At 48.9% G+C, this 13,779-nt stretch carries 6 protein-coding genes; all 6 read right to left on the bottom strand.

What is annotated here, in order from left to right:
• Positions 1 to 357: 357 nt before the first annotated feature.
• Positions 358 to 1,122, bottom strand: coding sequence for a hypothetical protein (locus tag VM802_RS17010; protein ID WP_325532629.1), 765 nt, complete (start codon positions 1,120 to 1,122; stop codon positions 358 to 360).
• A gap of 246 nt (positions 1,123 to 1,368) precedes the next feature.
• Entirely contained in the window at positions 1,369 to 2,586 is a 1,218-nt protein-coding gene (locus VM802_RS17005) for a sialidase family protein (protein WP_325532627.1), read from the bottom strand.
• A 1-nt stretch (position 2,587) separates the two neighbouring features.
• Entirely contained in the window at positions 2,588 to 4,870 is a 2,283-nt protein-coding gene (locus VM802_RS17000) for a TonB-dependent receptor (RefSeq protein WP_325532625.1), read from the bottom strand.
• A gap of 149 nt (positions 4,871 to 5,019) precedes the next feature.
• A complete protein-coding gene (locus VM802_RS16995; protein WP_325532624.1) occupies positions 5,020 to 5,364 on the bottom strand; it encodes a hypothetical protein in 345 nt (114 codons plus the stop codon).
• A 96-nt stretch (positions 5,365 to 5,460) separates the two neighbouring features.
• Complete coding sequence (locus VM802_RS16990) at positions 5,461 to 6,414, bottom strand: terpene synthase family protein (protein WP_325532622.1); 954 nt, start codon at positions 6,412 to 6,414, stop codon at positions 5,461 to 5,463.
• Between the two features lie 89 nt (positions 6,415 to 6,503).
• A complete protein-coding gene (sov, locus tag VM802_RS16985) occupies positions 6,504 to 13,772 on the bottom strand; it encodes a T9SS outer membrane translocon Sov/SprA (RefSeq protein WP_325532620.1) in 7,269 nt (2,422 codons plus the stop codon).
• Positions 13,773 to 13,779 lie beyond the last annotated feature (7 nt).

Genomic DNA, 13,779 nt, shown 5'->3' with positions numbered 1-13,779 from the left:
GCTGAAAAACGGAAGAATAGCAACAAAATACAGGCAGCCGGTTACTAATCTCACCCATTCCCTTCCCCTGCTTCTCACTTAACCCGGCATTGAAATAACAACGGGGTTTGCCCAGGCGATACTGCTATGATCAATATAGTAAACCAGCTGTAAAGGTGGACTTGATGCGGGTATGTCCCTGGGATGAATTGTTGCACAGCATGAGCATTGGCATGCAGCTTTTAGCTGTCAGACGTAAGTAACAGAAAATGAGGGTCAACTTTCAGCTATTGTAGTTGAAAAGCGGGGTATATGCGTATGTGAATCAATGACAGTTATGTTTATTCATCAGTATGCAGTCGCCGGGCGGGAAATAGCTTATTCCAGCTGAATGAAGGAAAACCGGGTACGGGCTGGCGAGGGAGCCTCTATTTCCTTTGATGGTGGTGTAAACACGGGGTCCTTTGAATAAGTCTGTCTGTGTAGGACGGGCAGGGTTTGTGGTGGTTGCACGGCGATAATATCAGCTGCCAGGTATTTTCTGTTGCAGGAAGGCATATTATTCTGCAGGCCTTTTATTTGCAGGACAACTACCAATGTCCCTTTACCAGGTATATCTACATCGCATGCAGCTCCCTTAAAAGATTCTCCGGCATTTACCACAAGCACCGCAGTTTCTGTACCCACCACCTGATGTGTGGTGAAATCAATGCGGGCGGCGATTACCTTTATTTCAAGGGTATGGATGCCATTGAATCCAGGCAATGTCTGGGGAGGAATATGCAGGATACCATTCCGTGATAGTTTAGGCGACAGGGTAAGAAACCGGTCTGTTCCTGTGTGCCGGTTGAAGCGGAAGGCGGTTATGCTACCGGTATCCCCGCCAGCGGAAGGAATGAGCGCGCTGGTTAGCCTGTTGACATGCCCGCTATCGCAACGTACATCCATGAGACCGGAGAAGGCACTGCGGATGAGTGATCCTCTTTTGCTGGCGATGCCAAATCGCCGTGCAGCCCGGCGGGTAGCGGTTGTCTGCCGGACTTTAGCGGGCAAGCTGCGCAGGAAGTGCTTACCACCGCGACTGTAACCTATCAGATTACCGAGCTTGCCCGTGAAGGTGATGATAGAAATTTGCTTTGCCATAACGACTGATAATTGATGTTATTTAAAGATAACATTATCAGCAGAAACCATTTCCCTGTTGTATTGCAGATTATCTAACGGCAGCACACAGCTATTGAACAGATATACAGGGGGAGAGTATCAGGCATTGAATAACCACTAAAGTCATTCGAACGGTGATTAGAGAATTTGAAAATGTTATGCAATCAACCTATCATGAGGAATCCATACTATCTTCTGATTTAGCCTCTATCCGGTTCTTTATCCCTACAGCTTTACTTCCTGGTATACGACTTCTCCCCTGTTACCCTGCTGCCGCTTGTAGGCCACCAGTACACGATTATCTCTGACGGCCCCTATTACGGGGTATACGGCTTGTATGCTATCTGCCGTCAGGTAGTGGCTGTTGATGGTAAGCCCTTCGGGCGATTTGTGAAGGAAGCCGATACGGCTTTTGTAATCAGCCTTCCACTTCACGGGTTCGTCCCAGACGATGGCGACATCTTCCTTCCCGCAAGCGGTAAGCTGCGGATGCTTTGCCATTGGTACCTTACAGATCTGCTCTCTTTTTGTGTAGGTGTTACCGTTATCTGTTGAGCGGGCATAGAAAACACCCTGCCCGCCTCCCATGGTGAACCAGGAGAAATGCAGTCCGTGACTGTTCTCCGTAAGGGCCGGGCCGGTATGCGGGCAGCCCCGTACTATCCAGTTATCTGCGCTGATGCGTACCGGCGCGCTGAATGTTTTACCGCCATCGGCAGAAACCTGGTGTACCATATCCCGGATAGAATCGTTGATAATGTCACGATAGGCGATGTGGATATTGCCATTGGCGCCTACAAACAGCCTGGTACGGCAACATTGACACACTGTTTCTGCAATAGGGCGGGCATCCTGGAAACCGCTTTTCCCATCGGCAACAGCAAAATACAGTGTAGAGCCTTCGGCGTTAGTATCCTTTCGGTTGTCGAGCCAGATGGCTGCTGCTTTACCATCGGGCAGCAGTGCCATATCAAAATAGCGCTGGTCATAACCGGCGGTATCTGTTACCAGCGGCACGGCGGGCTGCCAGGTGCGGCCCGTATCGAACGACTGGGCATACATCACTTTGCCGGCGTATTTGTTACGCGGGTCATGCTGCTCCACACCAAACAATGCGATAACTATACCACCGGGGCGAAACAGCAGCTTGGGCAGGTTCTCTGCATGCGGCAGCACGCCCCTGGTGGCAGGGATTTCCACAGGACTTGAAAACGTATATCCATTATTGTTAGACACTGCATATACCATCACTCCGGTATCTGCAGTAGTATCTTTCTCCACCCAGCTGATAACGGGGCGCCCGGCAGCATCCCTGGTGATGTAGGGGCAGGAAGCATCTGTTCCCGTGCGGGAAAGTACCTTATCTGCCGGTTCATTATTGCTATGCTGGCAGGACCATATTCCTGTCAGCATCAACATACCTATCCATATCTTTCTCATCATCTTATTTTTTTCCGGTGAATGTATATGCCACTCCTACATTGAAGGTCTGACGCGGACCTACGCGATAGCTTTTCCCATAAGCTGATTTTTCAGCAGTAGTGGCGTACAGCTGATCACCCACATTCATGCAGTTGACCCAGCAATCGAAACCCCTGAAAGCATATCCTGTGCGTATATTAAAGAGATCATAGCCTCCGTACTTGTCTGTATTAGCTGCATCCATATAATAACTGCCGATATGCTGCCATTCCATACCTATTCTGAAACCCTTTACGAATACTGGTTTCCAGGTCACTTCGCTGTTGGTGATCCATTTAGGTGCGCCGTTCATTTCATTACCATTGTATTCCTTCCCTTTCTCTGCATAAGCATTGAAGATATGTGATGCGTATGTTCCGCTGGTACGGAGGAAAATGCTGCTTACGGGTGCGTACCGGATATTCCACTCTACCCCGCGATGCGTAGTGGCGCCGGTATTACGGTTTTCATAAGAACCGTCGGCCATCCGTACGCTTACAATTTCATTACTGCCTTTCATCTCGTAAGTGCTTACATCTACATACCCTTTCTCCTGTGCAAATCCGAACCAGCCACCGGCTTCATAGTTGTTGTAAATAGCCTGTTTCAGCACAGGCACTTTTACACCACGGTACAGTTCTGAAATATTGGGAGGTGCAAAACCCCGGCTGTAATTCACATATACACCTCTGTTCAGCGCGAAGTTGTAAGTCAGTCCCAGCTTGGGTGTCAGCGCATTGAAGTTATTGCGTTCACTGGGCGCGCCGGTGAATGCAGAAGGACTGAGATGATTATTGAAATCATAATCCATCCTGTCGTAGCGCAAAGCGGCGACTACGCGCATACCGCTGAGCGGTGAAAATTCAAACTGCGTGTAGGCAGCGGTATTTAACAGGTTCACACGGTAGCTGGTGAGCAGCGAATCTGTTTGCTGATAACTGGTATAATAACCTGCTGCATCCTTTGTGATGTCAATATAATTTGCGAGATAAGTTGCGGGGCTATAATCCGCGCTGACACCAGCTATTAAGGCAGCCTTCATCCACGGGAACTGTTTCTTGTGTTGTGCAATCAGCCCATAGCTATAAAAAGCATCGCTGTTGATCTCACCTCTTGCTTTAAGTGAATTGGGGACATCCTTGATGGCATAGAAAGGATTCTGCCCGATGGTGCTGTGACGGAAGAAAGCAGTAACGGTTGTATGATTGTTGCTGTTCCATTCATGCTCCCAAGTGCTGCGGATGCGCAGCGCCTTCACCTCGCGGTAGCTGAAGGTCTGGAAATTGCGGTAGTCTTTGGAGAAGAAATGTGCGCTGTCGAGGCCACCGGTCTGGTCTGTTTTGTAATTGACCAGGGTGGCGGCGTTTGTCCATTTGTTCTTATCATTCACCTGATAGTCCACTCTTGCCGTGAGTGCGAGCTTCCGGAAATCGCTGTGGTCCATGTAACCGTTATGCTGATCAGCATAGTAGCCGCCAACCATGAAGCCTGTTTTTCCTTTGGCGCCCGACACACTGAAATCAGTACGTTTGTAGCCCCAGTTGCTGGCTTCCAGTTGTACTTTAGCAACGGGTACCAGTGACGGTGCGGCGGTGATGAAGTTCACAGCGCCGCCCACTGCTTCGCTGCCGTAAAGGGAGGAGGCAGGGCCGCGGATCACTTCAATATTCTTCAGCGCCGCCATATTGATTTCTATCAGTGCGTTGTGGTTAAAGTCGCCGGTAGTGCGGATAGGAATGCCGTCTTCGAGATACAGGAAAAGGCTCTTATAGCCAATAGGCTGACGGATGGCCATTGTATGTTGCTCGTTACCCAGATCCACCATGTACACGCCACTTACTTTATTCAGCACTTTATCCAGCGTGGTTGCTTTGGTTTCCTGCAATGTCTGCGCTGATATGGTACTGATGGCAATCGGTGCATCAGTACGGTTTTGTCTGTTGCGGGAGGATGATACTATGATCTCATTGAGACTGGTAGACACCGGCTGGAGATAAATCACCGGTGTTTTCGCTGTGGTATTCGCTACTATTTTCTGCGTAACATATCCAACGCAGGATACTTGTAAAGTATCCTCTTTCTCTGCGTTTATGGTAAACTGTCCCTGCGTATTGGTAGTACAACCTGTTGCAGAAGGCAACACTTTAATATTTACACCGGGTAACGCTTCCCGCGTTTGTGCATCAGCCACCAGCCCTTTCAGTTGCTGCGCACGACTTACCATTGCAACCATACAGGCTGCAATGAGTAAACAGAATGGTTTCATTAATAAATCTGTTTGCGGCCCGCCTGTTGGCGGACATTTGATTGATCAGGTATATATAAGTAAGCAGTATTGTGTCCGGCAGCATAGTATGATCCGGCAAAGCTGGCCACAGGCACAACTTCTACCAGTTGTTCATCTACCGGAAATCATTATCCGACAAACTTACAGGGCGGGTGAAAAACTGTATGGGAAGGGGTAAAAGTGAATGGGTCTTTATAACATCCGTTTAACGCAATCTGGTCTGCATCTCTGGCAGGAAACAAAGCGGGTATGTCGTTGATAAACATCACCTCGTAACGTTCCTTATTGTTACCGGTATTTTTATCCTGCCGGGCATCACGGTCCAGTTTTTTCTTCAGGTAACATTTACCGTTACAATGCATTGCCGGCTTATTCCTGTTCTCACATAACTCTTTCGCGATATATGACTGCCGCGCGCGGAACTGCATCACAATAAGGCCTCTGCTGAAGCTCTGTAACAGGATTCCTGTCAAAATGCATATGACGAGCAGATATTTCAAGCCACAAACCTACTATTATTTGTGAGTTTATTATTTAACTTTTTGGAAATTCTATATTAAAAAAGCGCACTACTTTCCTCTTTTCATGAGTAGCAGTGTATCATCGTACCGGTGAGTATCCTGTATGGCCCATTCGTGATTGCCGCTTACAATGGCTTTCAGGGCATTTACATACCGTTTCAGTTCCCTGATCAATACTTCGTCATAAAGCGGCAGCTCTTCTGCGTATTTCATCATCTTATGCAGGTCTTCGTTGTGGATGCGTACTGTTTCATCCAGTGCCTGTTCCAGGGTCAGGCCCCTGGAAGACCGGAGCAGGAGTATCATGTTCAGATCGCCGTTTTGCAGTTCTTTGCCGAGGGAATGAATGTCATTGGCCCAGCTTACAATACGGGCGCCCAAACGGATGATCTCCTGCAATATGTCCTGGTAATAGATATAGTCCGGCAGGTTGAATTTTACCGCGCAGGTGGTCATGCAAAGCATGACATGGCCTGCAGAGAAATAGGGGCGCTTTTCCATGTACTCTTCGATTGCAGGCTGGCGCCTTTCGTCGAAACAACACGCTTCCCACAAGCAGGCATCGAAATAGGCCTGTTTTTCGTCCACAAACCAACGTTGCCAGGCCATATCCATTCTGGCCCTCATGCGCCTCCATATATCGCTGAAAGCAACCGTGAATGGTGAACCTTCACCCGGTTCCAGTACTCGTTTGTAACGCAACACCTCCATATATTCATCGATCGCTTGTTGCCAGCGGGTTTTGTCTTTATCGCAGTAATCATCTGTCAGGAAAAAAAGATACACCCAGCAGGAAATAATGGATAATCCCTGCAGATCAGCATTGGGATAGATCCTTGCAGTAAACATCACACTGTACTCTACAATGTGCAACTGCTCAGGCGCAGCAGCGGACGGTAAAAGATTATATTGAAAGGCCCAGTCGAGTGTGTATTTATAAGCGACCGGCATGAGCGGGTTCAGGCCAAATGAAAATGGATAGTGTATTCTGGGGGAAGACATATGCTTTAACAGGGTTATCTGTTAAAGATAAGAATTTAGCGATTAGGATTCAGCTCCTGAAAGCTAAACCCTAACCGCTATATCCTGTATTATTGTGACAATACAAATCTGAATGTAATACCTCCCCTTGTATTGGTAATGGGGTAGGCTGTAGAAATAACCGGTATGGTTTGTCTGCGGTCGTAGAAGAAACGCAGGTTGAGACGGTTATTTACGACATAGTCAATAGACGGTGCAATGCCTATTACCTTCTGGCCGCTGGTAGGTATGACCAGGTCGGCGTCAAGCCGGTTATTGGCGGTTTTATCGTCACGGAAACTGAGATCCAGCCTGAAGTTCAGGTCATTCTGCAGTTTTTTCGTTCCGCTCTTGTTGACAGCAAATGGCAGCTGCAATCCTCTCACCCTGTAACCCGCTCCCACTACGATCTCACTTGAGCGCAGCTCTGTGAGTTGATAGTCGATGAGGCTGAGACTGAGTGAACGGCTCTTCCTGAATTCGAAACGCGCGTTTAAGCTGTTGGTGAATGTGAGATCTACACCCAGCAATGGAGAGAACTGTTCCATGAGCGTGAGGTTAGGCACTACAAAGTATGGATAGTAGTTACCTGATACGGTATCCCTGAAGGCGGGGTAACCCGCGAGACGCGGATCTTCGTAATACAGGGAGGTATTGTACGAGTTCATGCTCAATGTACCCACATACGCATGCGTGATGGTGAAGTTGGTCAGGAAGTTACGGAACGGTTCCAATTTGGTAAGACCGTTGTAAGTGATACGCCAGTTTGGTTTCGGGAAGAAATTACTGAACGGATTACTTCTTACACTGTTACTACCCTGTTTCAACAGGCCGATCTTATCAGGGTCTTTGCCTGTATACGCTGCGAGGAATGCGGGTATCAGCACGTCCTGCGCATAACGGGTATAACCATATCTGTAATTAGGGTCTTTCGGATCATTAGCAGGCACGCCCGGATCTTTGTTATACGGATTGGCGTTACCCAGCCTTTGAGAAATAGTTCTGCGATAATTTTCAAAATTGCGGAATGTCTGGGAGATACCATCCTTTGTGGTGATCTGTCCGAACATTGTCTTGATCGCAATGTAAGTGATCTCAAAACCACCTACATCATATGGGCTGAGGTGCTGGAAGTCAGGGCCCGGATCAGATATATTTTTGAACAGCTCTGTATGCGTTTTGGTAAACGACTTGGTCATGTTGAGATCGATGCGCAGATCATTGAATGGTTCCAACTGTGCCTGTGCGTCCCAACGTTGTGTGAACTGTTGTTGTGCCTGGATATTGAAGAGGGTATCGCGGGTGATGAGTCCTTTCTTCGCAAAGTTATCGAACCATTGCCTGTCGGGCTGATAGCCGAATACGAATTTGAGGCCCGGCGCCATGGAAGCCCAGTTCATGCCGAGGATCTTGGTACTGTCAATATAACCAGGCAGGCGTGTACCGGCATTTTCGTTATAGTTGAAACCGATACGCTTCAGCATCATCAATGGTTTCAGCAAGCCTTTCACCCATGGTGATATTTCACTGCCGGAAGCAACAGGTTGCTGAGCGGTTTGTTTATTATTGCCCTGCTGATTATTGTTATTGTTGTTATTATTGTTCGTCACCGGTTTCCTCGCATTTATCTCGCGGAGGAATTTCGATCTGTTGTACAGCTCTGTGAATTTCAGTTCTGCGGTCAGTGTTTTCTGCTGCGTGTTTTCAATGGCGTTACCAAGATATATGGCCAGCCTGGAAGCGCCTGTCCATCTGTATTCCGTGCTATATCCCACAGCGATGCTGGTCCAGCTTAAGGCCGGGAACTTGGCAGTAGGCAGCGTATACGTGAAGTTGGCGTTGTGCATGTAGTTGGTGGTACGGCCTCCTTTGAAGAAATTGGTACGGACGGTATCTTTCTTCGGACCGGTATTAATACGGCCGGAAGGTTCATCAATACGGTTGTTGCTCACCGCGTTGAATTCGATGTTGATACTGCGGGTGAGATCCCATTTCAGGGTGTAATACCTATCGAAAGTGAAGTACTTATCATAGGTTTCCGGCAGCTGGTATTTTACATCGCCGCCAACGTTGCGGATGCGCGAAGCACCGAACTGGCGAATGATGTCTGCACGGAAGCTGATGATGGCAGGTACATAGTTAACATTGAAATCACGGATCAGATCGAGCCAGTGTGTTTTTGTTTTAAGCAGCTTTTTGAATGGCTCAATATAATGTGGCTGAGCGGCGAAATTGTATCCGATACCGCCACGGTGTTTGGTGAGCACATCACTTTGTATGAGGGGGTTATGCCTGTTGATCTGCGAGAAGGAATAACTTACATCGAAGTTCTCAATATCCCACAGATGGCGTTTGCTCTGCCGCAGATTAAGCTTACGGACGTTCGTAAAGTTAAGGCTGGTGATAGAAGTAAAATCCTGTGCAGCGCGGCGGATGGAATCACGCTCATGCCTGGACCTTGCCAGCGACAGTTTATCCTTCAGCTTAATATCCAGGTCATACGGATCATATTCCGGATTGCTGACTGACTGTGAATATCCTGCATATACAGGGATGGACATACCTGTCTGCTTGGGCAGCAGTTTACCCAGGTCAAGATTAGCCGCTGCATCATATTGCAGGAAGTTATCACGGAATCGTTCATTCACACGCTGGTCGATATTTCCGAAGCCGGCTGTGTGCATATTTCCTGACACCGATACGGTACCCAGATCGGCCAGCTGCACATCCACTCTTGCCAGCGCTGCATAGCCGCCTTTTTCATCAAAGTCAGTGAGTCGTAATTCGTCCAGCCATACTTCTGCACATTTCGGCATACCATCATTTTTTGGGTTCGTTACCCCGATCATGATTGTACGCGCATCACCAAGGCTTGGGTTACCTACTACCGACATGAAGTTTCCAAACTCGTCGGCCACGGGCGTCATGGGGTACGGCAGCAGCGGCGTACAGGAGTCGCACATATTGCGTTTCTGTTTCAGCTGGCTGAGTTTTGAAAGCAGCAGGTCGAGGTTATTGCGATCAGGCCAAATATCGGCGGCCAGTTTAGCATTCCAGGCTGTTACTTTCAGCGGAATACGGTATTCGTAATAGTTACTTACAAAGTCGCTACCAATACGTATTACAGCCTGTATATCCCCATCTCTCAAGGAGGTGGCTGACTGCACTGCTTCTGCGTGCATATACAGCTGTAACTTCTTATACTGACGCATATCGAGGTTCAGCGTCTTATAGAGTGCACGTGTATCGCCATCTGCGAGGTTACACACTTGTACGGAGAGCGACTGCTCATTCAATTGCAGTGTAGTATTATTGGTACTGATGGTATTCTGTCTTACTACTCCCGGAGGCAGCACGTATGGAATAGGTGTACGGGAAGAGTTTTCTTCAATATTTACTGCTGAAGAGTTAAAAGTTGTGGACTGATCTAATGGAATAGGATCACCGGGTTTCAGTTCGTACATGTAACGGCGCCACTGGTTGCGTACCAGCTCCAGTTTGGCGAAACGTACCACTACAGAATCGCTGAAGTTGGTGAGGAACATACGCATGAAGCGGATGGATTTGAAATCCGGTATGCTACCCACTTTCGCATTGAACTGGTTCACCGGCACCTTGAACTGATACCAGGTTTCGGTGGTGTGCTGGCCATTGGGCAGGTCCACCGGCGCATCGATCTTATCCACGATGAAGTTGGTACCTACTGTCATGCCGGGTTTCAGGTCCACGCGATACTGGAAGTATTCTTCCGTCTCGTTCATGGTATTGTCTCTGTTCAGGTCTTCTGATTCCGGGATGTTGGTGGCTGCGGTAGAGAACTGCGACTTAGGGTCTGACACGGGCGAGTTGCCTTCCGGGTTGCTATAATTTTTATAGCGACCAAGGATACCGGTGCGGTGTGCATCGTAGTTGGCACTGCGGTAATGTTCGTAGTCATCCAGTGCGGGGTCTCTGCGGGCCTGGTCCATTACAGGGCTGCCGGCATAGTTGAGGCCGAGGGCATCCAGGTAGTCTTTATAGAAGGCCGGTTCATCTGTAGATTTCAGACCATCGTAACCTACGTCCTGGTAGGAGCGGATGTTCGGATCGTTATCGAATGCCTGTGTGATCTGTTGCTGGAATTTCGGGAAACGGCCCCATTTGGAAGCATCAATCTTATTGGGGTCCTGTGTTGGGTCAGGCATTCCGTTTTCGAAGAACTTCTTAGAATCTTTCAGGATATCTTCTGATACGTTACCCAGGTTGAAGTAGAGTGATCCGCCCTGGTTGTTGGGTTGTTTGATGAAAGGATCCTGAATCCAGAATTCGATGTATTCGATGTTGGCTGTTTCAAAGTCGCTGTTGTCGATGGCGCGCATGATACCACCCCATCTTGTCTGCGGGCGGGCGAGGCGACCGGTGCGGTCCATAGACAGCGGGTCGCTGGTAAAGTTATACGGGCCTCTTTCTGTTGGGTAGTAGGCCAGGTCAAGTGTACTGAGCTGGCTTTGACCGAAGTCTGTGGACCTGTTTTTGAATACCTCTTTCTGATATACGAGCCTTACGCGAGGGTCAGACTGTTCGTCTGTGGTGATCCCTGGCGGCAGGTTGGGAGATTTGGGCAATTGTAAAGTAGGCTCGATGATATACCATGCGAGTTTAGCCCTATTCTTACCATAGTCCAGGTTGTTATTGAGGTCTGCTTCGGGGAACAGCACACGGCCGTCAGTGCCGGTAGCACCTTTAGGAACAGAGGCCAGCGCCCAGCTGGTGGCCGGGAACTTGAGATCGTAGCCACTCTTGACGCCTTCAAAGTCGTCGATGAAGGCAGTACCATCCTTGCTGCCAGGCTGGTTGATCAGCTTACTGTGTCCAGGGAAGAGGCGTGCTACCTCACCGGTAAAGAGGATACTGGAAGGCGCTGTGGTACTGTAGTTGGGGAGCTTGTCCAGGAACCGGGTGAGTCCTTTCCATTCAGAGGCGTAGTTTACGTCGAGGCCTACCATTGTATTTTTGATGGGGTCTTCGCCGTAGTTCACTTTCTGATAATATGGGCGCTCGCTCATACGCACTACGGTACCGCCTATACTGAGTTTATCATTTACGAGGTAATCGAATCGTGTACCGAAGTAGTTACGTACCTGTTGACCGAAGAGGGAGTTGTTTTCAAACTGTACATTGATCGGTACGCCGGAGTTGAGTACACCGCCGTTGATGATCTTCAACCGGCCCAGGTTATAGTCGATGATATAGTCCACGTTCTCGCGCAGCTGTTGACCACCGGCAGTTACCACTACAGATCCTGGCGGGATGGTGATACCGCCGCCGAGGTTAATTTCGGAGGAATTGGCCGATTTATAGGAGCCACGGATCACATAACGGTTGAGCTGTGGGAACTGTTGTGCTACCACTTTGATGGAGTCGTACAGTACGCGGTACATATATTTTTTCTCCAGGGAGGCATCTCCACCAAAGGCCTTTTGCAGGCCTTGTGCGAAAGGTTCCAGCATGGGGAACATGATCTTACCTTGCAGTGAGTTCATCGTATATCCTTCCACGTAGTCGAACACGCCATCCGGCTGTGGGTCCAGCTGGTTGTTGAGGCGGTCCAGGTTGAGGATGGTGATGATGGGTGCGCCGGCGAAGTCGCCTTTGGCATCGGGCAGATAGCGCTTATCACTGGGAGGGCGACCTTCTGCACCGGGGTCTTTATAGAATACGTCCATGCGGAAATCTTCCCTGTTTACCTGGAAGGCGCCGGTGGCGTAAATGTTTTTCATCATCAGTCTCCATATAGGGAGGGTTGGGCGGGCGGATGTTGCCTTCAGCAATTTGAGGAACAGCACCGGCTGATTGGCGCTGTTGTTTTGATCCGGTGGTACATCCTGTGAAAATTCACCTACCTGATATACCCTTCCGTTGTAGGTATACTGGAAGGCTACGGCCAGTACTTCATCCGGCTGCAATTGTTGATTGAGGGAGATGAAGCCCAGTTGCTTGTTGACAGTATATTCGGTTGAATCCAGCTTACGGGCGAATGTTTTTTCGAAGTCTGACACCGGATTGAGGCCCAGGGCGAGCAATCGGCTTACGACGAGGCCGGTGTTACGGCTGCCCTGATCACTGAGGAGGTTGGCGTAAAGATCGTTTGCTCCTCTGTCTGGTAATTTGGATGATGTTCTGGAATGTACGTTGGGGTTAAACGGGTTTTGTTCACCCAGGTCCATCAGACCCACGATGTCGCGGGTTTGTGTGGTGGCGCCGGTTTTATTGGTTACCCATACCTCTATCCTGGTGATATTGGAGAGGGAGCGGATGATGGGCAGGTTAGACATCGCATAGTTGAACGTATCCCGATAGAACTGTGCGAGCAGGAAGTGCCTGTTGTCTTCATACTCATCGGCGCGGATGTTATAATCCTGCACCATGGTTCCACCTTTGAGCATGAGGTTTTGTTTCTGCGACTTCTGGTTGGAGAGGACGCTGGTTACAGTCAGGCGGCCAAACTGCAGCTGTGTTTTCACCCCGAACAAGGACTGGATACCGGAGATCAGGGAGCTTCGCAGCGGGAAGCTCACGTTACCGGCTTCAATTTTCTTGATGATTTCATCATTGTAGCCGGTGTATTCCAGTTTCACCTGGTTTTCGAAGTCGAAGGTAGATTGGGTGTTATAGTTGGTGATCAGTTTCAGTTTATCACCGATTCTGCCGGTTACGTTCATGTTGATACCCATGTCGAAGTTGAAGCCACCGTTTTTACGGGCTTGCTCTACGAGGACGGGGTTCTTGATGTTCTGTCCCTGGTAGCCGAAGGTAAGATCCAGGCTACCCTGGGGCTTGATGTCGACTTTACTGCCACCGAATATGCGGTCAAACAGGTTATTTCCCTTGTACAGACTGGGGCCGTTGGCGCGCTGGTTGAGGTTACCGAGTGCGCTGGCCCTTTTCTGCCAGTAGTTCTGTTCACTTTGCCGGGACTGCAGCTTATAGAACTCGTCGAAGTTCATATAAGTGGGGTTACGGTAGTATTGATTACCGATTTTTTCCGTGACGGTGTATTGTTTGGTAACAGGATCGTATTCTACTGTTTTGTTGATATTGCCAGGATCTTTAAGGTCCATGGTTGTCCTGGACGCCGGTTCCGAGATACTGGGGCCGCGTCTGTCCTGCAAGGGATATTTCAGGGTATCTTTTTTTCCAGCGGTATCGATTTTGGTATTGCCGGTTATTACGGTATCCGGCCTTCTGCTCTTCCTCAGATAAACTTCATTCCCAGAACGATCCCTGGCGGCAGTGTCAACAATGATAAAAGATACAACTCCTATTACTGCAAATGCACCATAGTTAGTCTTTCTTGTCAAGAAAAAT

Source organism: Chitinophaga sp., from assembly GCF_035538455.1.
Taxonomy (GTDB): Bacteria; Bacteroidota; Bacteroidia; order Chitinophagales; family Chitinophagaceae; genus Chitinophaga.
The sequence above is the reverse complement of the archived record's forward strand: the minus strand, read 5'-3'. Positions and strand labels throughout refer to the sequence as shown.

What these genes read in the sequence shown, in the direction of transcription:
- VM802_RS16990 (WP_325532622.1), bottom strand. Translation starts at nt 6,414, where the DNA reads ATGTCTTCCCCCAGAATACACTATCCATTTTCATTTGGCCTGAACCCG.
- VM802_RS17010 (WP_325532629.1), bottom strand. Translation starts at nt 1,122, where the DNA reads ATGGCAAAGCAAATTTCTATCATCACCTTCACGGGCAAGCTCGGTAAT.
- VM802_RS17005 (WP_325532627.1), bottom strand. Translation starts at nt 2,586, where the DNA reads ATGATGAGAAAGATATGGATAGGTATGTTGATGCTGACAGGAATATGG.
- VM802_RS17000 (WP_325532625.1), bottom strand. Translation starts at nt 4,870, where the DNA reads ATGAAACCATTCTGTTTACTCATTGCAGCCTGTATGGTTGCAATGGTA.